21 protein-coding genes are annotated in these 23,184 nt (G+C 49.2%); 10 read left to right on the plus strand and 11 right to left on the minus strand.

From position 1 onward, the window contains the following. The first annotated feature begins 350 nt into the window (after nucleotides 1-350). From ACUVQO_RS00460 to ACUVQO_RS00485, 6 genes are all read left to right on the plus strand, one after another. Nucleotides 351-545 (plus strand): hypothetical protein, encoded by a 195-nt coding sequence (locus tag ACUVQO_RS00460; RefSeq protein WP_445923925.1) that lies wholly within the window; start codon nucleotides 351-353, stop codon nucleotides 543-545. Further along, complete coding sequence (locus ACUVQO_RS00465; RefSeq protein ID WP_445923926.1) at nucleotides 506-1,639, plus strand: cache domain-containing protein; 1,134 nt, start codon at nucleotides 506-508, stop codon at nucleotides 1,637-1,639. Before ACUVQO_RS00460 ends, ACUVQO_RS00465 begins: the two co-directional genes overlap by 40 nt. Before the next feature lie 45 nt (nucleotides 1,640-1,684). Further along, entirely contained in the window at nucleotides 1,685-3,235 is a 1,551-nt protein-coding gene (locus ACUVQO_RS00470; protein WP_445923951.1) for a PAS domain-containing protein, read from the plus strand. Further along, nucleotides 3,181-4,125, plus strand: a complete 945-nt coding sequence (locus ACUVQO_RS00475; RefSeq protein ID WP_445923927.1) for a sensor histidine kinase — start codon at nucleotides 3,181-3,183, stop codon at nucleotides 4,123-4,125. Before ACUVQO_RS00470 ends, ACUVQO_RS00475 begins: the two co-directional genes overlap by 55 nt. A gap of 145 nt (nucleotides 4,126-4,270) precedes the next feature. Next, nucleotides 4,271-4,621, plus strand: a complete 351-nt coding sequence (locus ACUVQO_RS00480; RefSeq protein ID WP_445923928.1) for a response regulator — start codon at nucleotides 4,271-4,273, stop codon at nucleotides 4,619-4,621. 170 nt (nucleotides 4,622-4,791) lie between these two features. Then, nucleotides 4,792-5,535 (plus strand): hypothetical protein, encoded by a 744-nt coding sequence (locus ACUVQO_RS00485; protein WP_445923929.1) that lies wholly within the window; start codon nucleotides 4,792-4,794, stop codon nucleotides 5,533-5,535. Between the two features lie 58 nt (nucleotides 5,536-5,593). On the opposite strand, the gene ACUVQO_RS00490 is transcribed toward ACUVQO_RS00485, so the two are convergent. Then, a complete protein-coding gene (locus ACUVQO_RS00490; protein ID WP_445923930.1) occupies nucleotides 5,594-8,542 on the minus strand; it encodes a CHAT domain-containing protein in 2,949 nt (982 codons plus the stop codon). A gap of 515 nt (nucleotides 8,543-9,057) precedes the next feature. Here ACUVQO_RS00490 and ACUVQO_RS00495 point away from each other — a divergent pair. After that, on the plus strand, nucleotides 9,058-9,468 hold the full coding sequence (locus tag ACUVQO_RS00495) for a thioredoxin family protein (protein ID WP_445923931.1): 411 nt from the start codon (nucleotides 9,058-9,060) through the stop codon (nucleotides 9,466-9,468). A gap of 72 nt (nucleotides 9,469-9,540) precedes the next feature. On the opposite strand, the gene ACUVQO_RS00500 is transcribed toward ACUVQO_RS00495, so the two are convergent. Then, complete coding sequence (locus tag ACUVQO_RS00500) at nucleotides 9,541-9,765, minus strand: hypothetical protein (protein ID WP_445923932.1); 225 nt, start codon at nucleotides 9,763-9,765, stop codon at nucleotides 9,541-9,543. After that, a complete protein-coding gene (locus tag ACUVQO_RS00505) occupies nucleotides 9,762-11,546 on the minus strand; it encodes a S8 family peptidase (RefSeq protein ID WP_445923933.1) in 1,785 nt (594 codons plus the stop codon). The genes ACUVQO_RS00500 and ACUVQO_RS00505 overlap by 4 nt, the downstream gene beginning before the upstream one ends. Before the next feature lie 173 nt (nucleotides 11,547-11,719). Here ACUVQO_RS00505 and ACUVQO_RS00510 point away from each other — a divergent pair, with 173 nt between their 5' ends. Both ACUVQO_RS00510 and ACUVQO_RS00515 read left to right on the plus strand, forming a co-directional pair. Further along, the gene (locus ACUVQO_RS00510; RefSeq protein ID WP_445923934.1) at nucleotides 11,720-12,142 is read left to right on the plus strand and encodes a hypothetical protein; all 423 of its coding nucleotides are present in this window, start codon (nucleotides 11,720-11,722) and stop codon (nucleotides 12,140-12,142) included. A 144-nt stretch (nucleotides 12,143-12,286) separates the two neighbouring features. Then, the gene (locus tag ACUVQO_RS00515) at nucleotides 12,287-13,813 is read left to right on the plus strand and encodes a hypothetical protein (protein WP_445923935.1); all 1,527 of its coding nucleotides are present in this window, start codon (nucleotides 12,287-12,289) and stop codon (nucleotides 13,811-13,813) included. Nucleotides 13,814-13,850: 37 nt separating this feature from the next. Here ACUVQO_RS00515 and ACUVQO_RS00520 read toward each other — a convergent pair whose 3' ends face one another. The 3 genes from ACUVQO_RS00520 to ACUVQO_RS00530 all read right to left on the minus strand — a co-directional run bounded on the left by ACUVQO_RS00520 (nucleotide 13,851) and on the right by ACUVQO_RS00530 (nucleotide 16,312). Further along, entirely contained in the window at nucleotides 13,851-14,357 is a 507-nt protein-coding gene (locus ACUVQO_RS00520) for a hypothetical protein (RefSeq protein ID WP_445923936.1), read from the minus strand. 38 nt (nucleotides 14,358-14,395) lie between these two features. Further along, on the minus strand, nucleotides 14,396-15,127 hold the full coding sequence (locus ACUVQO_RS00525) for a hypothetical protein (protein WP_445923937.1): 732 nt from the start codon (nucleotides 15,125-15,127) through the stop codon (nucleotides 14,396-14,398). Nucleotides 15,128-15,271: 144 nt separating this feature from the next. After that, entirely contained in the window at nucleotides 15,272-16,312 is a 1,041-nt protein-coding gene (locus ACUVQO_RS00530; protein ID WP_445923938.1) for a fatty acid desaturase, read from the minus strand. Between the two features lie 290 nt (nucleotides 16,313-16,602). On the opposite strand from ACUVQO_RS00530, the gene ACUVQO_RS00535 reads away from it, so the two are divergent. After that, nucleotides 16,603-17,043 carry a DUF6464 family protein gene (locus ACUVQO_RS00535; RefSeq protein ID WP_445923939.1) on the plus strand — a complete coding sequence of 147 codons (441 nt, stop codon included), beginning with the start codon at nucleotides 16,603-16,605 and terminating at the stop codon, nucleotides 17,041-17,043. Between the two features lie 13 nt (nucleotides 17,044-17,056). On the opposite strand, the gene ACUVQO_RS00540 is transcribed toward ACUVQO_RS00535, so the two are convergent. The 5 genes from ACUVQO_RS00540 to fmt form a co-directional block, all read right to left on the minus strand. Then, nucleotides 17,057-18,100, minus strand: a complete 1,044-nt coding sequence (locus ACUVQO_RS00540; protein WP_445923940.1) for a glycosyltransferase family 2 protein — start codon at nucleotides 18,098-18,100, stop codon at nucleotides 17,057-17,059. Nucleotides 18,101-18,137: 37 nt separating this feature from the next. Then, on the minus strand, nucleotides 18,138-19,079 hold the full coding sequence (locus ACUVQO_RS00545; RefSeq protein WP_445923941.1) for a glycosyltransferase family 2 protein: 942 nt from the start codon (nucleotides 19,077-19,079) through the stop codon (nucleotides 18,138-18,140). Beyond that, nucleotides 19,076-20,020, minus strand: coding sequence for a glycosyltransferase family 2 protein (locus ACUVQO_RS00550; protein ID WP_445923942.1), 945 nt, complete (start codon nucleotides 20,018-20,020; stop codon nucleotides 19,076-19,078). The genes ACUVQO_RS00545 and ACUVQO_RS00550 overlap by 4 nt, the downstream gene beginning before the upstream one ends. Before the next feature lie 32 nt (nucleotides 20,021-20,052). After that, nucleotides 20,053-21,402, minus strand: a complete 1,350-nt coding sequence (locus ACUVQO_RS00555; RefSeq protein ID WP_445923943.1) for an oligosaccharide flippase family protein — start codon at nucleotides 21,400-21,402, stop codon at nucleotides 20,053-20,055. 457 nt (nucleotides 21,403-21,859) lie between these two features. Continuing rightward, a complete protein-coding gene (gene fmt / locus ACUVQO_RS00560; protein ID WP_445923944.1) occupies nucleotides 21,860-22,861 on the minus strand; it encodes a methionyl-tRNA formyltransferase in 1,002 nt (333 codons plus the stop codon). Between the last annotated feature and the right edge of the window lie 323 nt (nucleotides 22,862-23,184).

Consider the following 23,184-nt stretch of genomic DNA (forward strand, 5'->3'; position numbering starts at 1 on the left):
GAACCTGTCAGACTATAAAAAGACTCGATTATAATTATTGAAATTTGTTTAAGATACTTTTCGCTTAGGGGCTTGCGTAAAAATAATCACTCTGTCAGGTCAGTTATATCTTTGAGGTATATCTTCGAGGGGATTCAATGGCTGCTTTCTACGCAACGCGATCTCAGATGCTAACTGATTTCTGTAAATCTCATTAAACTTGATTCTAAAAGTAATAGAAACCTTATCCAGGTTCAGAACCATAGTTTCTCTTACAGGAAATAGTTTTTCTTATAGGAAAACGATTATTCTCTGACTGAACCTGGTTTATTTTTACGATCGCTGGTCTTTCCTTCTCTGTTCCTGCTTGCATGGCTCATCGTCTCTTTCGCCGTTACCTATCTGGTATCCCCTTACGCTGGGTATTGGTTATAACCTTTGTGCTGCAAACCGTAGGAGCCGTGGCACTGGTGGGGTATCTGTCTTATCGGAGTGGGCAGCAGACGGTCGAAAATCTGGCCAATCAGTGCTGGAGGAGACAGGCCATCTTGTCGCTCACCAGTTAAATGAGCATCTGGAGTTTGCCAAACTAGCCAATCGCGCCAATGCCTCTGCTCTTCGGGCTGGATACATCAATGAGTTTAATCTCAAAACTGTAGAACCCCATTATATAGAACAGTTGCGATTCATGCCCAGCCTCAGTGCACTGGGGCTGGTTAACGAAAAGCGTGAATTTCTTGCTGTGGAACGCCCTCAGCCTGACTTTTTGATTCTTCGCAGATTTAAGCCAACCGGTAGCGATTGGGGGTTATATCGCTATTTTGCGGATCAAAATGGCAAAAATTTAGCCCTGCAAGATATCCGCCGGAATTGCGACCCTCATAATGATCCGCCTGGAAATCCCTGGTATGAGAAGGCACGGCGATCGCCCGATGGCACCTGGCGACTGGTATTCACCTTGGCAATGGGGCAAGACTCTCCCATACTGCAACTGATGCATGCGTTCCCGTTCAACAATGCCAATGGCAAGTTTAGTGGAGTTTTGGCGGCAAGTTTTTATCTCACCCAACTCGGTGATTTTCTAAAAAATTTGCAGATCAGCAAAACCGGGCAGGTGTTTCTGATCGAACCAGATGGGTTGCTGGTTGCCACCTCTACTGGAGAAGTCCCATTTGATCAGCAGCGCAGGCCAAATCATGCTCAAAATGTGGCTGTGAAGCATCGGCGGTTATCTTCTCTGCAAAGCCAAAATCCGCTGCCTCGTGCGGCTGCCGCCTATCTGCTGACCTCTAAGGGGCAGGCACCAGGCCATGTTTCCTTAAACCAGTCTCAGTCTGCCAGTTTCTGGTTCAATCATCAACGATATTTTGTGCGTACCGTTCCCCTCACCGGGGAGTTGAACTGGCTGGCGATCGTCGTAGTGCCAGAGTCTGATTTTACCGCAGCGATCGAGGTCAACAATGCCAAAACCGTGTTTCTATCCTGGTTGACCTTATTTGTGGCGACGGGACTGGGCATCCTCACCTCGCGCTGGATTACTAAACCGATCTTGCGGTTAAGTCAAGCCAGCCGTGCCTTAGCCCAAGGGAAATGGCAGCAATCCTTAAAAGAAGACAGCCCGATTACAGAGATCAAAACTCTGACCACATCCTTTAACTAGACAGCCGAACAACTGCAACGCGCTTTCGATCGCACAAAACTGGCGCTGTATGAATCCCAGGATAAATTTGCCAAGATTTTCCGCACCAGTCCAGATGCTGTCAACATTGTGAGCATGCAAGATGGCACCTACGTGGAAGTGAATGAACAGTTTGTTCAGATAACTGGTTATGCTCGTGAGGAAGTCATTGGTCGTACTGCCCTGGAATTAAACCTGTTAGCAGAACCGGAACAGGCTCTGCAATTGGGTGAAATGTTACAAACCGGGCAACCCATTCGAAATCTTGAAATTAAATTGCGAACCAGAGCTGGACAGATCAGAACAGGATTAATGTCCTCCGAACTGCTTGACCTGGAGGGGCAACGATGTGTGCTGTCGATTTTTAAGGATGTCAGCGATCGCACACAGGCAGAACAAGCGCTGCGGGACAGTGAAGCCCGTTTCCAAAAAATTGCGGATGCGGCTCCTGGCGAAATTTACATCCTGCTGCAGCATCCCGATGGCTCCTATGAGTTTGAATACATGAGTCCGGCCTGCCGGGATATTCAGGAACTGGAGCCAGAGCAGGTCTTACGATATCCGGAGCTTTCGTTTGAGCAGGTGCATCCGGACGATCGGGCCGAAATGTATATCTGCGCGGCTGAAAGTGCCGCCACCTTGCAACCCTTTTCCCATGAATGGCGAATTATCACTCCCTCTGGTCTGGTGAAATGGGTGCGGGTGTCTGCCCGTCCCGAACGCCGCGAGAATGGAGATATTGCCTGGTATGGTATGTTGCAGGATATCAGCGATCGCAAACAGGCAGAAGCGGCATTACGCCAAAACGAAGAACACTTCCAGAAACTGGCCGCAGCATCACCAGGCGTCATTTACACCGTGGTGGAATATCCAGATAGCCCGGTATGTTACGAATACCTCAGCCCTGCCTTTGAGGAAATTCATGAAGTTCCAGTTGCAGATGCGCTGCAGGATGCCACAATTACCTTGCAGCAGATACATCCTGACGATCTTGTATCCTATCAACAAGCCGTTGCCCAAAGTCTTGCTTCTATGCAACCCTTCAAGCATGAATGGCGAATCATCACTCCCTCTGGCAAGACCAAATGGATTCAGGCCAATTCCCGCCCCGAGCGACAAGAAAATGGTGACATTGCTTGGCATGGAGTCGTAGTTGATGTAACTGATCGGAAACAAGCTGAAACAAAACTGGAACAGGCCATTCAGCAACTTGATACCCACTTTGAAAATTCCCCCCTGGCGATCGTGCAATGGGATCAGCATTACCGGGTGCTGCGCTGGTCAAAGCAGGCAGAACGCACTTTTGGCTGGACAGCGGCAGAAGTGATTCATCGCTCCTGGCAGAACTGGAACTTTGTCTATGAAGCTGATCTGGAAGATGTGAATGTCAGACTAGCTCCTTTGTTAAATGGCTCCGTCTCCAACGTCTCGATCCAAAACCGGAACTACACCAAAGATGGTCGGGTGATTACCTGTCAGTGGTATACCTCAGCCGTGTTGATGAGATGGGAAATCTGCTCTCCGTGCCTTCTTTTGCTCAGGACATTAGCGATCGCTTGCAGGCAGAGCTGGAACTAACCAAAGCTCATAATTTACGAGAAGCCATTTTTAATGAAGCGACAGATGCCATTTTTCTGGTAGAAGCTCCTCCTAACCAGTTAATTCTCGACTGTAACCAACGTGCCGTAGAGATGTTTGAGGTGGAGTGTAAACAGGATTTAATTAGGATTGAGGGTAATACCTTACAAAAGACCCAATTCACTCCAGAGGAATTAGCCGCCATCGGAGCAGAACTCATGCAGAAGGGCTACTGGAGCCGGGAGATTGAATACATAACGAAGAAAGGGCGGATTTTCTGGGGCAGTATGGCGGCTAAACCAATTCAAGTCGGCGATCAAATGCTGCAATTGGTACGATTAACAGACATTAGCGATCGCCACGAGCTGGATCGAATTAAAGACGAATTTATTTCTATCGTCAGCCACGAACTCCGGACTCCCCTGACAGCTATTCGCGTGGATCTGGAGCGGCTGGAATCGGGCAAAGTTCAGCTCGTCATGGAACCCTGCTGGGTCAGCGACTTGATAGAAATGGCAATGGAAGGCGTGCAAGTGATCGCTGCTGAGGCAGACATTACCCTACACAGTACTCCCATCCATACCCAGGTTTGTGCGGCACCAGACGCGATTGTTCAGGCTCTTACTAATCTCCTGGCAAATGCCATCAAGTTTTCTGCCCCAGGTAGTATGGTGTGGCTCAAAGCGGAAATAGAGAATGGGAAATGGGGTACTCCCTACATCCTCTTCTCCATCAAAGATCAAGGACGCGGCATTCCGACTGATAAACTAAACAACATTTTTGGACGATTTCAGCAAGTAGATATCTCTGATGCTCGTCAGAAAGGAGGAACAGGTTTGGGATTAGCCATTTGCAAGAGTATCATTCAGCAGCATGGAGGACAGATCTAGGTAGAGAGTGTCCTCGGGCAGGGCAGTACCTTCTACTTCACCTTGCCCTTGCAGCAGGATCCGGAAAACAAGGGGAAATCGGAAACCCTGATCACAATGACGAATGACCAATGACCAATGACGAATAACAAAAAGAATTCTTGTAGTGGATGATGACCAAGATATCCGGGATATGGCTCAGTTAGCCTTGCGGAAGTTTGGCCGTTGGGATGTAACCGCCGCACCTTCAGGTCAGGATGCTCTGAATCTAGCTAAAGCCAATCCTCCAGATGCTATTTTGCTGGATGTCTCCATGCCCGATATGGATGATATCTCCGTGTTTGAGCAATTGCAGCGCGATCCCGCCACGCAACAGATTCCAGTGGTGTTGCTGACTGCCAAAGTACTACCCAGCGATCGCCAGCGGTTTGCGACCCTAGGAATATGGGGTATGATCACAAAACCCTTCGATCCAGTAACTCTATCAACTCAAGTTACGAAGTTATTAGGTTGGTAGTGCAATTTTTGGTTGCATTCAGTAAAATTCGGCTAATATAGCGGCGGTTTATGCATTCGCGGGGTTATATGAAACATCGCTTGCCCCAAGCATACATTAGTCATTCTCGTTTCAGTAGGCTACACACTACCAGTGGTGATTTTGACCACTGCTCAAGTTTCCAGAGTTGGATGGCTGACCTCCTCAAGACCCGGCCCGTGGTCTTTTGGGGGGGAGTCTGGGCTTCCATTTTTCTGGTCTCTCTGGTGGCTGTGGGTTGTTTATTAAGCCCCAGTGCATCCTCAAACCGTACCGCTGCCATGATCGCATCCGATGACGAGCCAGCGGTAGAAACCTTACCAATGCCCAATCCAGAAGGTCGGGTTTCGGTGTGGATGTTTGGCGCGATCGCCCTGACCTGCACAGCTAGCTCGATCCTGATTACTCGGTATCTCAAGCTTGCTTCACCAACCGGAGCAAACAAAGCAAAACGGACTTTCAGAGCCTTACAGCCAGTTGCCGATGCCCAGCCAGGACAACATCCTGCATCATCCAGGCAGTTGCAGCCGTTTTCTCCTACAGCACCGCTGCCGTTTCCGATGTTGCCTACTTTTGTTCAGTCCTCAGCGAAATCAGGGGTGTTGGTACCAGAGCATCAAAAGACAGTTCAGGGAAAGACTCAGAAGCCAATTGAGCAGCGGACTATACAGGAGCAAATGACTTGCAGTGACTTAATCGCCTGGTTGACTGCGGAATTGGAAGCACCCTCATCCCCGCTGGTGAATCCCCTGGATCCATTTACAACTTCTCGCCAATCGGGTTCTGAGCCAGTAGTTACCGTTGTGCCAGTCGCTCAAAGCCATCCCCTGGATAGAGGAGAAAGCCGAATGGCGCATACTACCAATCTGGATCGACTGCGTTCTCTTCAGACATAGTTAACCAACTCATGAACCATTGCAAAAGCTCCGATTCTCCCGTAAAGAAACCAGTTTTTTAGGACTGTTGGAGGAGCGATCGCCAATCCTGGATTGCCTTTTCTGACCACATCCAGTTTTTACCTAGGGCATCAGGTTGGAAGTTTGCTGAATCTGTAGCTAAAACTCGTTGGCGCAGTTTCAGAGCTTCGGCGCGTAAGACTCTTTGCTGATCCGGCGGAGCAGTATCTGCTTTTTTCAGGGAAGTCATCGCTAACCCAGCATAAGACGTTAAGGCCGTAGAGTTATCGATCGCCCCCGGTTGTAGAACTTGCAGTGGAGTTGTTCCCTCGCTGGATTGTAATGCTTTTAACCAGGCTTGTTCGGCCTGATCCCATTGGCCCTCTGCATAGTAAGCAAAACCCAGCGCATTCTGATAGAGAGCCGTTGATTCGTCTCTGGCTGCTGCTTCCCAAAACTCTCTGGCTTGAGCCACACTATAATCTTTATTACCAGCCAGCCATTGCTGCCAGATTATCCTGCCCTTCAAAAAGTTAATGGCTGGAGGATTCGCTGGATTGCTGGGGATTTGCTGGAGGACAGTCGCCGCTTCCTGTAATGCGCGACGATCAAGCAAAGCCGCGATCGCCGATTGTGCTCCCATCAGATTGCCCTGACTGACCTGCTCTGCGGCGATCGCCTGCACTTTGGCCGTATCAACACTACTCCAATCCTCTACTCGACCTGGGCTAGCTCTCCCCATGGAAGAGCTTGTAGGACTGGGAGAATACAACCAATTTCGGAACTGTAACACCTGGCTATCGAACAGGCGGGTGGCTACGATGGCAGACAATCCAACAGCAACCAGTCCAATCCAGAGGAGGGGTTTCCGGAGTCTGACAGGGTGCGACTCGGCGGATCTCGACAAGCTCGGCTGAGGCTGAGAAACTACTGGGACAGGCCAGACTTTGGGACGATCGTCATCCTGCAGCAGATTCCGCAGAATCGTAGGAGCATCCCCTAGGCTGGAATCCAACTCCACGGCCCGATTGAAGACCTGAATGGCTTCCTTGACTTCGCCTTGCTGATGCAGTGCCACTCCCAAGCGACTGTAGGCATCGGCATAGTCAGGATTCAGCCGAATGGCCCTATAGTAAGCAATCTTCGCCTCTTTGGGATAGCCTTGCTGAAACAACGCCCAACCCAATTGGGTAAAGGCTTCCGCACTGGTGGGATCAGACTGAACCGCTCGTTGCGCTGCCATCATCTTGTCGGTTGACTTGCCCATGATGTTTTTGAGCACGTCTAACACATCTTCCAGACTGGCTTCATTAACGCTCTCTACATGCTCATTGTTCTGAGAGGTCAAAGAAACTGGAGAACGGCTAGGGGATAACGTTGATTGAGAAAGGGGGGGAGCCAATAAAACTGAATAATCTGGGCTGGGTTTTGGTTCCCAGGGGTTATTGTTTGGAGGAAGGGAATCTGGCTCATCGGGTTCCAGGACGGTCGGGCTTTGGGAAACCTCATAAACCAGCCGAGCTACTGCTTCCTCTTCGGGAAGATCGGGATCTTCTTCTACAAAATCTTCATCCTGGAAGTAATGGCTATCTCGTGGCTCACTATCCGTGTAGGCATCCTGAAGGATGCTAGCATAATCAGTGGCCCACTGTTCTGAAGGCTTGGGCAAGTGCGATCGCCCATTTCCTGATGACGGCAAATCACTGTTTGAGTGATCGACAATCGGGGGTAACGCTGTGTCTGTATCCCCATCCAGTCCTCCTGTTAGAGGGAAATCCAGGGACATCCTTGAGGCAGTGATGCTATCCGGAATGGATTGTACATAGCCATCAAACTCAGGATGCAGATAGAGAATAGGCAGTGCCCAGTAGAGTTGATCTGACCCGTAGGAAGTAATTAATCCCTGACGAGTCCGATTCAGGCTCAAATCAACCGGTAAGGCTCGCTTTAAATTGCGATAAAATAGCCGACTCAGATGCAGGGCAACATCATCGGGAATTCGTTCTGCCATGGCCAGCACTGCCGGAATTCCCCGCCGCACTAAGGCTTCTGCCAAATTCCCCTCCTGATCAGCGGCTTCGGAGGTGGCCGAATACACGCCTCGACAGGAATTGAAGACGGCCATGCGAATGCCGTTGTTGACTAACAGCCCTGCCAGGTCATCTCCGCTCAACAGTTCGGTTAGCCCTGTCTTGCGATTCACCAAATAAAGACTGCCGCCCGACACTCCTAGATCACTGTGTCCGGCATAGTGCAGCACCTGATAGTGATTGTGCTCAAGGGCTTGAGTCAGTTCTTCCCGTCCAGGCTGTTCCAAAATGGTGAGTTCGATCGCGGATAAAACGGTGCCGTCCTGGGGACTGGTCTTTTGCAGTTCATGTTGCAAATACTCTGCTTCTTGCTTCAGGGCCAGCATTTCCTGATCGTTAGGAGCCGCTAGCACCATCAGGATTTTCAGAGGAGGATGAGCCTCATAACCAGGGGTTTTGTGGAAGGGAAAGCGGGATTTAAGGACTGAGAAACTGGAGTGATAGCGGGAAAAGACCACTCCTGTACCACTGGCTAAAGGACGATCGCCTGCATACATGACTTCCCAGGGCAACCGATGCAACTCAGTTCCCTTCAAGCCCAACCGAAAGCGGAGGCGACTGCGCTGGTGCTGAGCAATTCCCTGTGCCCTCATCCAGCTTTCCTGTATACTGCCCTGAAACAGGGCAGTATACAGTTGTTGTCCAAAGGCAATTAAGTTATCAGAAGAGGAGTGCCGACTAGGTGAGGGCATGCGATGGGTACTGGCACCATTCAGCAAGAATTCTTCTGCACTGCCGCTCCGTAGCAATCCCATCAGCGGGTCATCCATTAATCGACTGGCTTCCATTAACCAATCCTCTACAGGCCAGATCACCGAACTCTCTGCCAATTGAGCGCCATCCGGCACTTGCTCTGTACGTATCAGGTACTCATAATTATGAATTGGCGTAATAGAGAGGTGAAATTCCTGGGTCACAATAGCCCTCCCAGAACAGTGCAGATGCTGATAATGGTGCCCTCTAATCGTCAGGTATTTGCTTTGCCCATCTTTAAGAACTCAAGGGCCAGGTGATCGAGCCAGGTAGAAAATTTACTGAGCTAATCGAATCATTTGGTAGTCTCAGTTTGCCCACAAATAACGACAGCAACACCACCTCTTCATCATAACCCTGAGAAATTTAGATCAGGGTGTGGAGCAGCGCTGGCTACTGTGGAGTCAGTGAGATGAGTCAGCAAATCTAACGAGAGAAAGTATCGATATTAATTAAATTCTCACAAATTCTGGCATGGGCTGTCTTTACGAAGATCCAAATCATCAAAACATTACCGAAACTTCAAAACTAAAAGGCTTGCTTCAAAGGATTTTCGTCTAAATCCTCCGGATCTGGTTTTCTTTTATACGAAAGCCTTAATGGTAAATGCACCCTGATTTAGTACCCCGACCCATTGATGAGTCGGGGTTTTCTGCTAGCCAGCATAGAATACAAGAGGATGGTTAGCTCAAGAAACGCGATCGCCCCAGGGTCGCGATCGTCATTTCCAAACCACCCCCTTTATCGAACTGCTTCGGGAGCAATCAGTGTTATGGATCGAGCCGTCATCAAATTTTCTTCAGAAGACTGCGGTATTTGCCACAAGATGTCGTTTTATGACCAGAAAGTCGTAGAAGAACTAGGGCTACAGTTTATCGACTGCAAGATGCAGGACACCGCCACCTACCGCAAATATCGCAAGATTTTGTTGACTCAGTACCCTGACAAATCTGAGATGGGTTGGCCCACTTACATTGTGTGTGACGCTCCTGAAACCGATAATTTCAAGATTCTGGGTGAAGTCAAAGGCGGCCATCCGAAAGGAGAATTCAGAAGCCGCATCCAGGCAGTACTGGCTGAGACAAACTAAACCTTGTCCAAGTCCAGAACCGGAGTTTCTCTGATCGGAAAACGACCGTTCTCTAGCTGGACTTGGTTTAGGTTATTCCATTAGCTCAAAACTCTGTACCTCCAGCACAGGGCCAATCATGGCGAAGGTCATCACATCGTCGCGAATTTGTCCCCGAACTTTTACTTTTAGGCCATCTTTTTGTAAATCGTGCGGGGCTTGGTGCAGTTCGTAAGTGTCCCCACTGGAACTGACCAAAGCCCAAGTGCCGGGACCAAACCCTCTGCGTTCAACCTTACCCTCAATGTGAATACTCATCGGGTGCGAACCTCCGGTTTTAAGACAAGATAGGCCAGACCTAAGCACAGCAGAGCATTCATACACAGGAAAGTGCGGGCGATCGCACCATCCCCCAACCAGAAAACAGTAGGGGCGGTAATTGAACTGACGATCAGACAGACGGCAACACCGATCGTGGTACCCACAGCAAACCATTTCCACTGAGCATGACCAAGCAGTAGCACCACCAGGATGGCAGGAATCAGGACACTGGCAAAGAACGGATTCAGTCCATTGCTAGCCTGTAACGCATTGCCCAATTCGGGAATGGAGCTTCCGGCCAATCGGAACGGCCATTGGGGTGCATCAAACAGGTAAACTCCTTTCAAAAAGAATAGTCCAGAGCTACCCGCGACCAGTCCAGTGGATAAAGACCATGTCCAGGTGAACGGGAAGTAGTTTTTTAAGAACCAGGCCAGCAGATAGGAGCCAAGCACCATAATCAGCTTAGGCCAGAGGGCAATTACTCCCCCATCAATCCAGAAGCGGGGATTCAGGTAGCCATTATCCCGCAGCCACTGGAAGAAATCTTCAAAGGTAATTTTGCCGCTGAGAGCCAGTTTGACCGCTTCTGCTGCATTCAACTTGCCTGCCCCGTAGTGATTCAGGTTGTCATCCGTCACAGGCAGGGCAGATTTTTTCAGAACTGCTTCAATTTCATCGGGATTGGTCACACCTGATGCCTTAATCAGAGCAGCCACTCCCGCCACATGAGGAGCCGCCATACTGGTTCCCTGATAAGCCTCAAAAATTGATTCTCCCGTTTGAGGATTCAAGGTGTTTTGCAGAACGCCACCCGATTTATCGTCACCTGTAATCAGACCACCGGGGGCAGAAATATCCACTCCCGCCCCATAGTTGGAATACGGTGCTTTGTTTCCTGATGGATCCAGAGCCGCCACCCCAATCACATGGGGATAACGGGCGGGATATTCAGCGGCATTCCGGGCAGAGTTTCCTGCCGCTGCAATCACCACTACTCCTTTACTGTGAGCGTAGTCGATCGCCTCTTGCATCAATTGGCTTTCCCCACCACCGCCTAAACTCATGTTGATGATGTCGGCCTTGTGATCAGCGGCAAATCGAATGGCTTCGGCAATATCAGCAACGGTGCCTCCACCACTGGAACTGAGTACCTTTAAGGGCATGAGAGCAGCCTCGTAAGCAATGCCAGCGACCCCAAAACTATTGTTTGTAGATTGGGCGATCGTCCCAGCGACGTGGGTGCCATGCCCGTTATCATCCTTGGCCTCGACCTGATCGTTCACAAAGTCATAGCCATCTACAAATTTCGTTTTGCTCAGATCCGGAACAGCGCTGATCCCCGTATCAATCACTGCGACGGTAATTCCCTTGCCCCGCGTACGTTCCCAGGCAGGTTCCATATTGATACTGCGAAAATTCCACTGTTTGCTGTAGTCCGGGTCATTTGGGATGGAATAGGCATGATAAACGTAATCTGGCTCAATAAACTCGGTGTATTTGGCTACATCCGATCGCCGCAGGGCTTTCAGGGTTTGCTCATCACCCCGCATGATGAAAATGCGATCGTTAAACGAAAACTCACTGTTGTAATGGGGGGAGGTATTAAACTGGTGGGCGATCGCGTCTAGCTGATTTTCTACCTGAGCAGCTCCCACATCCTCGCGAAAATTTAGAATAATCGAGTCATAACTACCTTTAGCCGCCAATCCCTGAAAGTTGGACAACGCCCAACTCAACCCAATTAAAAATAAAACTAGCAGCAAAACCTTTTTCATAACATCTGCCTACGGTTAGGACTGCTTACCACCATAGCTCACACCCTTCCCCTCTGTAAGCCGTAGTCATGTTTCAGATAGTTAAGCGTTGAAAGTGGAGAGTTAAGAGTTCTAAGGTTTGAGTTAGCTGTCCATCACCCACCCCTCATCCACCCATCCACCCACCTACCCTTATGGAACGCGGTCTTCTCTGGTTGCCCCTGTTAGCCTTTTTTATTGGATTGGCCTGGATTGGCTGGCGTGAATTTCAGAAAGTTGAAGCCTATCAAACCTGGGCGAAGCAGTTCGATCGCGCCAAATATGATATTTACGCAGTACTGGGACAAAAAGGTAATGCTCTCACCTGGGGCAAACCGACTCGCCAAGGCCCGATCGATCTGGAAACCTTCTCTTTGCAGTCAGTAGAATCAATTCAGCTACAAGTCAATGGCCAACCTGCTTCCCTGGAAAATCCCCCTGCTCAAGGACGGGCAGCACTGGAATTTATCTGTCGCGATCGCTCTTCTCCCCGTTCCATCCCCTTCACCGACCCCTCACTGGCAGCCAAATGGGGTCAACATTTACTAAAAGAGCTAGAACGCTTAGCTAAGAAGTGATGGGATGACGGGACGGTGGGAGGCAGTTTTGATCTGGACTTGGGCTAGGTTTAAAATCGCAAATCCAAAATGTTTTCAGATTTCCTGTGACATTCCGATCGATTGCCGCTAAATTAAGGCGCATCTTTGTATTTTCTGTGCTACATGGCAATCTGTCCGTCAAGTTCGGTTCCCAATCGTCACCAGGATGGTCACTCTGCTCCCAAGCAATTACCAACCTCAGCTTCGTCTCGTTCAACGTCGGTGCCAAAACGGGTTGCGACTCCCCAAGTAGTGGCTCCACCGAAAAAACAATTTTCTCGTAGAGCTATCTGGGAAATACTGCTGGCGATCGCCTTGTGTGGACTTGCGATCGCGGGCCTGGTTAGGATGGGGCAAGTGGGTCTGCAGCTGCTGCTGAGTCCTCAATTCTTTAGCTGGGTAAATCGCTGGATACCAGGCTGGATTACGTTACGAATTACCGAAGCCACTCCCAAAACCTTACATGACATCCGGGATGCTCTGAACAGAGCAGGGCAACGGACTGGAGAACCAATTCCCTTAGGCAAAGGGGTCAGTTTTTTGGACGGCAAATCAGCCGCTACGGATCTGTTGCTGCCAGTTCTGAAATCTCAGGCGAATTGTCAGACAGATTGCGATCGTGTCGTGGAATTGCGGGTTTATCAAACCTTCCCTGCTAGCCAGACTCCGCAAGGAGAAAGTGCTTACTATCTGGTCAACCAGTTAGCTGTAAAAAGCCCAGAAGAATCCTTTGTAGTTGCCTCCCTAGTGGATGCTCATTCAGATAGTCAAGGCTCCAGCCATGCGCTTCCCCTGGCCCATCTCAGTCGGTTTGAAGGGAAAGTTCCGGCACAGGGAATCTGGTTGAATTTAAGTGGGCAGCGGCAGTGGGGCAATGACACGATCGCCTATGGGCAAATCATTCATTACTATCCAAAACATCAACATCTGGCGGTCAAACTGCAATGGACTAGCCCAACAGGAGAAGCACCCTTCTGGAAACAGGTCACTGGCAACAGCAATCCAGAGTTAATTGTGAATCACACCCTGGGGCTGGAACCTGAGTTTGAAATCTATCAGGTGAAGCCATTCAAATTTATTTCCAGTCCCGTCCAGTTGGAAGCAGTGTCCCTGACCGATCCGGTACTGCAAAATCGGGCTTACCGGGATGCGATGCTATTAGCCCGGAGTGGGTTATGGTCAACCAGCCTAAAGGAATTGCAAGTGCTGAAACAGCAATTACCCAAAAAACAATGGACAGAGGCAGTGCAGGCTCAGATGGATGTCGTCCGCTGGCACGCCCAGGTAACAAAAGTACAGGCTGAAGGATCATGGGCCAGTCCGAGACAACAGGTGATGGCCAACTTGATTGATGGACGCTGGCAATCTGCGCTGTTGGCGTTTCAAGCGTCTGCGGAAGCCAGCCAGGAAACGCTGGCTATCTTGAAAGGCGATCCGGGAAGACTGGCAAAACGAGTGAAGACAGCCCTACAATTACATCCGGCTCAAACGGAACTCATGACCTGGAATTCCTTGCTGATAGCCGCACAACAAAATCCAGGAGCCGCGATCGCTGGTTTAAAGAAGCAAAAGTTAACTCCCAAAGATCGGTTAACGATCACCACTTTAATCAAACGCTTAGAACAGACTTCCAGGGAGTCAGGGTATTAAGAGTAGTCCTATCTCCTATTTCATCTTTCGTACCAAATTAAACTCGTCTCCCCAGCCACCGTTGCAGCCTCACCTTGCCTGCCACATAAATGGGCAGTTGGTAATGCTCCACTAGCAACCACACGACAAAAGAGAAATGCGAGAAAAATGCGAGACTTACCCAAACCGTTGGAAACCAGTACCAGGCACTGCCTCGCATGGGTGGAAAGGTATGGGACGAGAGCCAGACTAAAGTCGGCGGCAAGGCAACGAGCGCTACTCCCACCAACCAAACGATCAACGACAAATCTTGATCGACTCGATTAGCCGCTTGCCAGGACTGCCCATTCCAGCGCCAGGTCATCGGTTGAGAACTATCCTCTACCCGAATCGACTGATCCCGTAGATTGGCCGTGAAAATGTGACGACAAAAATCACAGGCAAAGGCATCCATCAAGGCGATCGCCGAAATGTGTCCATGCCGACACACAGGGCATACATACATATCCTGGTAATTCAAACTATGGCATTCATAGCCATGAGCATTCGGTTTCGGCTCATTCATTGTTCCAACAGCCAGGGTGCATCAAGCTTTTCTCAAGCCTAGACCACAGACTTACGAATCTCAACCCCGTTTTGTTGGAGAACTACCACAGGACTCGAATTTTCGGTGGCCACGATCTGCTTAACCAAAACTTTACCGTTTTCTAAATAATCTCCCACCGCTACATAACGGCTACTGCTGGCATTTGGTTCCTTAACAATCACATTCCATTTGCCCCCGACCTGCACCACACCGCTGACTTCGATCGCATCGGCTAAAGAAGTTCGTGAAGGTGGTTTGACTGGAGTTGCTGGAACTGCCGGAACACTAACGGGAGGCAAGGCCGCTGAGTTGGGAAGATCTGGTAAAGCACCCAGAGGAGATCTGGCAGCCAAAGGTGGCAAGGCGATAGGCGGCAACTTAGCTGCAGGCGGCAACTTGCCCACAGTAGGAGCAGGCAAAGGCGCGACGGCAACTTTGGGAGCTGCAGGGGTGGCTGTTGCAACCACGATCGGCGGTACTGAGCTGGGAACGATCGCAAAGGGATCGCGGCGACCCACAACAATACTGGGCATCCGAGCTGCAGCATTGGTAGGCTGTAACAGACCTGGAACAAGTGCAGTTCGATTAGCTCTCGCCGGAGCCTGAGTCACGACGGGATTGGCAAACTGCTGAGATTTGGCTAGTTCCACCGTTGGTGGAGACTGAGCCTGATCTCCCCCAGAGCTGCCGGAACAACCCACCAGGAGAGCGGCGATGCCGAGAAAACTAAACCATAATTGCCCTTTCATCGCTGGCAACTCCCTACTTATGCTTCAACCTAGCCCCAGGATAGCCTTGATTTTTGATTATGACGCACTAAGTTTACGGTCATTGGTCACTGAGGAATCTGGCACGAGGCGAAGGTTTTAAGTTGCCAGCGCTAGCTAACCCACTTACTGATTGTGGAACTCCCGGAAGGACTGATACCCGCCATCAGGGGAATAGAGATGACACTGGCCTGAAATTTGCTGCATTAGTGACCAGGAGAAGCGCGTTTCGTTCAGATAGACCCCCCAATTGTACTGCAAACTGCGGTGAGCCAGCCGCAAATTATAAGAAGGAATGGCGGTGGAAAGGTGGTGCGGAATATGGACGTTGATGTCGTAGCACAAGAATTCTACCCAACCTGGATAGGTACAGTGCACAGTGCCACAAAGCTGGGCCTTGGCTGCATTCCAGTCTTCTGGTTCCTGAAATGCAATATTTGGCGCAGTATGATGTACCAGGGTAAAGGTACTCATCCAGAAGTGATACACCAGCCAGGGCATCAGCCAGAACTTCACAAAGCCCCAAAGGCCAACTGTGGCAAACATAAGTGGAAAGGCGATCGCCGCAAAAATGACCACAACCGCGATCGATAACTTAACCTTTTGTCGATCCTTTGGCTCAAAGTTATTCAAATCAAAGTGCAACTTAACCCAATGCACAATAGACGCGAGCCACCATCCCCATCCTCTGAGCAGGCGATAGCCAAACTGTAAGGGAGCAGGCAAGCTTTTATAAACCTCTGGTCTTAAAGGTTGCCATGCATTGTCCACATCCATCTTGTTTGTATGAGCATGATGTTTGTTGTGCAAAATCCGCCAGCTATGAAACGGGTAGATCAGCGGCAACATCACACTATGCCCAACCAAATCATTAACCCAACGACGCTTCGCAAACGAACGATGACCACAATCGTGACCAATGACGAAAGACCCGGTTAAGGCTGTTCCTGTCAGAATCCAGGCCAGGGGCAGCAGAAACCAGGGAGCTACGGCGATCGCAGCATAGCCCAAAGCTACCATGCAAATATTAATGATTACAGTTGTCCAGGCTTTCCAACGATTTTTCTGAAAGCACTCTTTTGGCAAAGTCTTTAGAATATCGCGCAAGCGCATTTCTGGATCAGGGCGAACAGCAAAATCTCTGGGAGACGGGGATGAAACGGTCATGTAGGATGTTTTTCTCCTGAATTTCAGATGAGAACAGATAAGGAACAGTTGCTTGAGGTCAGAAGTACACAGTGCCCAATCTCCAGACACTGGTTATCTGCAACTGAGTTCTTGTAGAACAAGGGGTGACAGGTACCCGATGGTTAGGCAATAAAAAACCTGCCACAGGCTGACCGCCTTAGGTAGGTAATTAAGCTGCAAAGATTTTCTTAAAAAAACCTCAACAACACCTCACTATGTATAACACACTCCAGGGGGAGTATATCGAAACACAAAGTTGAACCAGTGCCATGACATGGGAGGAACCCAGCCAGAATCCAGAGTGCGATACCATCAAACCATGCGTATTTATTAGAATGGCAATGGAAGCACTGAACCTTTCTACAGAGGTGATTTTGACTCACCCAAAACGCTCTTTGGGTAGTGTTCAGTTAGATTGGATGCCGCAACCAGGCTCTTTTCTGGAGGTGGAAGGACGTACTTATACGGTTTTGGAACGTCGTCACCGTTACCAACTGCGAGCAGGTCGCTACCGATTACACCAGATTTCTCTCTACGTTCAGTCATCTCCTCGGCTTTCAGAACGGAGTTTAGTCAACGGTCATTGGGTGCTTGGTGACGCCAGTTGCCGCTTTAATGCGCGTTCAGAACTCATCCGCTGTGCCGTCAGCCCAGAAGGGCCATGTGGAACCTGTCGGTTTTATGAAACACTGGCTGGAAAGGTCAATTAAGTGGCTACTCAATTTAGGACGATCGCTTTGCGCCACAACGCTCAGCGACTAAGTCTGTGGCAGGAGAGTAGGCTGGCTTAGGCACTGGCTTTAGCAACAGCAAGAGCAGACTTCGCCAACTTTCAAGATAAGTAGGATAAATCATGGTCGCTCTCAGACCAATTTTTAAAGCCTGAAACTTCCGTCCCTCAGCGTGCTTACTCCAGGCGGAACCAACCAATAGCCCATGAATATGCTCTTCCGAAGAAAAAACAGGGCCAGGAAGCGGAGCAGTGAGAACAGGCGGACAACCTCGTTGTAAATCATCACTTCCCCTTGTGAGCCGTTGCCGCTGGAATTCCTGGGCAGTAGATTTAAAGAATTCTTGTTCCGGTAGGCTCTGAGTATGAGTAATTGAAGTGCTATGCAGGCGGTAGTAATAGGATGTCTCAGGACTATACCAAACTCTGCCAAACTCTCCCAACCGTAGCTGGAGATCAATATCTTCTGCGGTGCCAAAGTAAGGCCGAAAACCACCTAGAGCTTGCATGGCAGGCATACGAATTGCATAAGTACAGAGGTGAGTACGGGTTACTCCCTGTTGTAACTCTTTCGTAATCTCTTCTGCTTTAGAGCCGCAGGGAAAGGAAATCACTTCCCAGCCCGCTGGGGCAATGGCGGTATAACTGCTGCAGACCGCCACAAAGTCAGGATGATTGAGCAACCACATTACCTGTTGCTGGATGCGACCACGAGCATATAGATCATCGGCATCACAGCGCATAAAAATGTCGCCTTTAGCCTGAGCTAGTCCAGCATTGAGAGCCGCAGCAATGCCTTGCTGCGGGCCAGAAATCAGGCGGATTCTAGGATCCGCGATCGTTCCTACTCGATTTGTTGAACCGTCCGTAGACCCATCATCCACCACCAACACTTCTAGGGGAATTTCACATTCCTGCAGAATCGAAGCCAGAGCACGATCCACGAAAGCCCCTGCATTCCGCATTGGCATGATGATGCTGACGATCGGCTGTTTTAGCAGGGCAGAATTGACAGAAGCCGGACTGGGATATTGCATAACTACCGGATAAATTGTGCTAGGTGAATGTACAAAACTAGAGTTTTGCCTGGAAACAATCTGCACCGCTTTTGAATGCCGCTGTAATTAGCAACTTCCAACCTTCAGGAGTAAATGGTAATGCATAGATCGCACGAAATCCATAAATCAAAGCAGTTCGCTTTTGGCCATTGGTAAACGCCCACCAACCATACTGCAGCATAAACTTGTGGCGAGAACGTCTGTCTTTTCCGGGTCTCCAGGGTTCTTTGGCTTCAAAATGCCCCTCAATGCCGCGCCGCTTCCAGGCTTGCTCACACGCCAAATACGCTTCCTGCCGCTGTTTGCCACAGTATTTTTCACTCAGGGAGGCACTATGGAGGCGATACCGGACAACAGGTTGGGGTAGGTTTGCCAGTTCCCCAATTTCACCCAGTCGTAGCCATAGGTCGAGATCGTGGGCTAATCCCATTGTTTCGTTATAACCACCGACTTGCAAAAGAGCAGAGCGCCGCATCATGACACCGGGATGGCACATGCTGCCATGACCAGCCAAAGCTGCCTGTTGGATCTCGGCATTTGTTTGAGGTAACTGCAAGCAGGTAAGAAAACGTCCAGCCTCATCAATTAAGTCCTGCGCTCCACTGACGCAAACGACTTCTGGATGCTGGTCTAAAAAGGCTAATTCATCGGCTAATCGATTTGGGAGGGCCACATCATCATGTTCTAGGATCGCAATGTACTCGCCGCGTGCATCCTGAATCATGGCATTGAGAGTACGGGTTAATCCTCGATTGATCTGGCTCCGCAGCCGGATGCGGGAGTCTTTACAAGCATAGGATTGCAAAATTTTTAAGGAACGATCGCAAGAACCATCATCTGTAATCAATAACTCAAAATCACCAAAACTTTGTTGCAGAATACTTTCAACCGCTTCAGCCACATAGCGTTGTGCATTGTAGACGGGCATGAGAACAGACACACGGGGCATTGGGGTCATATGGTTTGCTCCTCTGCATCTGGTAGGGGTTTAAGTAGAGCACAGGCAAACAATTTCCAGGCTTTAAGGTTGAACGGTGCTAACTGAACTGCTCGCCACCCATAATGAATCGCTGTTCCTCGCTGTCGACTGTTAAAGGCCCACCAACCATAGAGTAGGGCATAGGTTTCCTGAGATTGGCGATCGCTACCGGGACGACGTGGCCCTACAGCCTTAAATTCACCGGTAATTCCCCGCCGTTTCCAGGCCCGCTCACAGGCCGCCCTAACTTCTTCCCGAGGACGGGTATAATTACGTTCCGTGAGAGACTGGCTATGCACCCGGTATTGCAACACAGGCTCTCTCAAATTAACGAGCTGACCGACCTCGCCTAGTTTCAGACACAGATCAATGTCAGATCCGGTGATCATCGTTTCGGTATAGCCACCAACCTGTAGCATGGCCGATCGTCGGATCAGCAAACAGGGATGGTGCATTCCCCCAAATCCAGCCAATAACTGAGCCTGAACTTCAGCATCTGTCTCCGGAACAGCAAATCGGCTCAATAGCAACCGACCTGCTTCATCAATCAGTTGGTAGCTGCCCCCAACACAGACTACCTCAGGATGATGGTGCAAAAATTCGACCTGGTGAGTCAGGCGATCGGGCAGGGCAATGTCATCTGCATCCATCACTGCCACAAATTCACCCTTAGCCATGGCCAGCAGTTCATTGCGAGATTTGGGTACACCTCGATTTTCACGACGAGTTATCCGAATTCGAGGGTCCCTCCCAGCATATTCCTGCAAAATTTTCCAGGAACCATCAACTGAACCATCATCCAGTAGCAATAACTCAAAATCCTGAAAACTTTGATTCAAAATGCTGTCTATAGCAGGTCTTAAATATCGCTCAGCATTAAAAACAGAAATTAATACCGAAACAACAGGTGAGAGTGACATAGCTTTACATCAATATTCGATAAAGAACTTACCTAGTGAGGCATGACTAAAGCTGCAATGCCGATAGCGACGGCAATAAGCGGCAAATCTAGCTCAGGTTGCCAGACAGATTGGCGAGCATGACAGATAGCAATGAAGGGATACATCAGCCACCCTGTTGCTGCAATGCCAATGATCACTCCATGAGGCCCAGCCCAGTAATTGCCTAAAATCATGGCACTGAGTTGAATTACCGTTTGAGTTGCCAGTAAGCCAGAGATCGTCATAGTATGACCTTTGGCTAACAACACATTGTCGTAAGTGTGGCCCACACGGGCCACCAAAGCTCCGATCGCCAGGGTCTGCAAAATCCATCCAGCCTCCGCGTAGCGTCCATCGTACAAAATACCAATCAGAGTTTTGCCAAATACTATAAAAAACAGGGAACCGGCCCAACTAATGAGAATCAGCAACAGTCGAGATTGGCGTAGCACCAGATATAAACGGTCGGGCCGTTCACGAATTATCTCGGCGTAGGAAGGAAACAACACGCGATCGCCTACCATATTGATCACTTCTGCGGTGACCCTGGATAAACTAAGCGCCACGGTATAAATTCCCAGAAAACGAACATCTAAAAACCGGGCGATGAGCAGGCGATCGCCCTGTCCAGCCAAAAAGGTCAACAGAGTGCTAATAAATACCCAGCGACCAAAGCGATGCAGTTCCTGGAAACATTCCCGATCCCAGTGAAAGGAGTTTCGGGGACCAGGAAGAGCCAGATGGCTGAGGATCATCGTGGTGAAAGACCCAACTAATCCGCCGATTACCAGTCCCCACACAGAGCGAGTCAGCCAAGAAGCAATCACCATGACAACGATTCCGATGATCTGGCTCCCTAATTCGAGGATCGTTAATCGCGCCAGGTCTAAATCACGGTTCACGGTGGCAAGTTTTGTGGAGTTGAAGCCTGCGATCGCTGACCCTATGCCAACTACAGGCAACAAATACACCAGCATGGGTTGGTTAAAGAAATTGGCTGCTGGAATTGCCATTAAACAAGCGCCTAGCCATAGCAGAAATCCCCGCATGACCTGGATAGTCCAGGCTGTATTGAGGAAGTTTGGATCTTTGCCCCGGTGATTTTGAATAATGCTGGGCCGAATACCCACATCGGAAAACATTTCCAGGCCAATGATGAAGGTTTGTACCAGAGCCATTAATCCAAATGCTTCTGGAAACAACAGTCGGGTCAGGATTAAATTGCTCACCAATCGCAAAAGCTGGCTGGAGGCATGGCCAGATAATGTCCATAAAGACCCTCGGATGGCTCGCTGTTTGAGGGTTAAAGAGGACTTTTGATCCGGTCTCTCCGGCTCAGAATTGAATTGAGCTTTGGTCATCAATCACTCTCACCCATACGTCTGGTTGGCTAGGCACAATAGTTCGTACTTGGAATTGAACTTCCACTGTTTTTACAGATGGATATCTCTTTCTAGGAATTTAGAACAGACTAACGATGCTGACGTTAGTAGTGTGCCCGTTTTTAACAGTTTTCCATTCAAAACTACTTTCCATTCAAAACTACAGAACCTGTAGATAGATCAAACAGTGGTCACCTCTATGCTCTGGCTGTAATCCAACAAGATATTCTCTCTTCGTTCTTCCGCTAAAAAATCCGGAGGAAATGACTGGAATTCATGTAATTGTTATATCGTTTGTTGGGTGTGCTCCCTAGCAAATTGTGCGAAGAAGCCGTAAAGATACTGATTAATTTTATGAAAGAAGTATTAAGACAAGCAGCGTATACCGTATCGATACTTCTCTCCTTCTAACTAAGACTCCATACTTTCACAGGCTTTATCTGTAATTCAATCGCTCTCCCAGCATCAAGCGGTTGCCATTGGCAAAATCTATGCCTGACTGAGGGCGTTTGCCAGGAAGCTGCACCTCACGCAATAGCAAAAGGCCATTTCCAGTTTGGACAATCGGGCCTACCCCTTTTGCGATCGCAACAATTTCTCCGGGCTGAGCGGGTTTCTCCTGCCATTTCTGCCAGTCCGTCGCTAAGCTGCTGATTTCTGCAGGTAACTGAGGCCAATAGGTTGGTCCTAAGGGAGCCGTTGCCCTAATTTTTAAGGGTTCTCCCCGAAATTGGGTCACACAGTTTGGATAAAATCCCCGAATTTGGTTATGCAGAGCGATCGCGGTACGGCTCCAATTCAACTCATAATCAACTTTCCGAATCAGGGGGGCATAGGTAGCCTCAGCATTGTCTTGCGGGACAGGTTGTAGCGTTCCTTGCTCCAGTTTCAGCAGCGTTTCAACTAATAAATCAGCCGCCAATTCTGCCAAACGGCCTGCTAAATCATAAAAATTCTCTAGAAGTAAAATCGGGGTGCGAGCTTCCAGCAACGTTGGCCCAGTATCCATTCCGGCATCCATTAACATGGTGGTAATACCCGTTTCCTGTTCACCGTGATAAATGCTCCATTGAATCGGTGCAGCACCTCGGTACTTAGGCAAGATAGAACCGTGAGCATTTACACATCCCAAACGTGGCATATCCAAAATGAATTGGGACAAAATCTGACCGTAAGCCACAACGACAAAAGCATCTGCCTGGAGTTCCTGAAGTTTTGTTAATGCTTCCTCGTCTTTCTTGACACTTTTGGGTTGCCAGACGCTCAATTGATGCTGTAGGGCTAAAGCTTTAATGGGAGAAGGCATCAGTTGGTTACCTCGACCCCGGCGCTTATCGGGTTGAGTCACCACGGCCAGCACCTGAAAAGCTGGATGAACCAGCAGTTTGCTAAGACTGGGAACAGCAAACTCAGGCGTGCCAAAGAATACTATTTTCATCTACTCCCCTCGCTTGGTGTCTTCTGAGACTAAAAAGCTTTACTTTACTAAATATGGCTAGCTTGCTGACCGGCAGCAGATAATTTGCTTTCGCGTCTTTAAAGCTTAAATCTCTTGGAAACTTAGGCCACAAGATCGTAATTCGTCAATAATGCTTGCTATACATGAGGTAAGCTTTCCTGCTGAAGTTTTCTCCAAAGCCTATCTGGTTATTTCCTCAGATTCAGACAGGGTATCTCGTTCTGAAACAGTTTCGGAAAGTACAGATGCTCAGCCGCCAGGATAGGTTGTAGAAAATTTCTCCCAAATCCTAAAAATCGTTT

This window comes from Leptodesmis sp. (genome assembly GCF_052746595.1).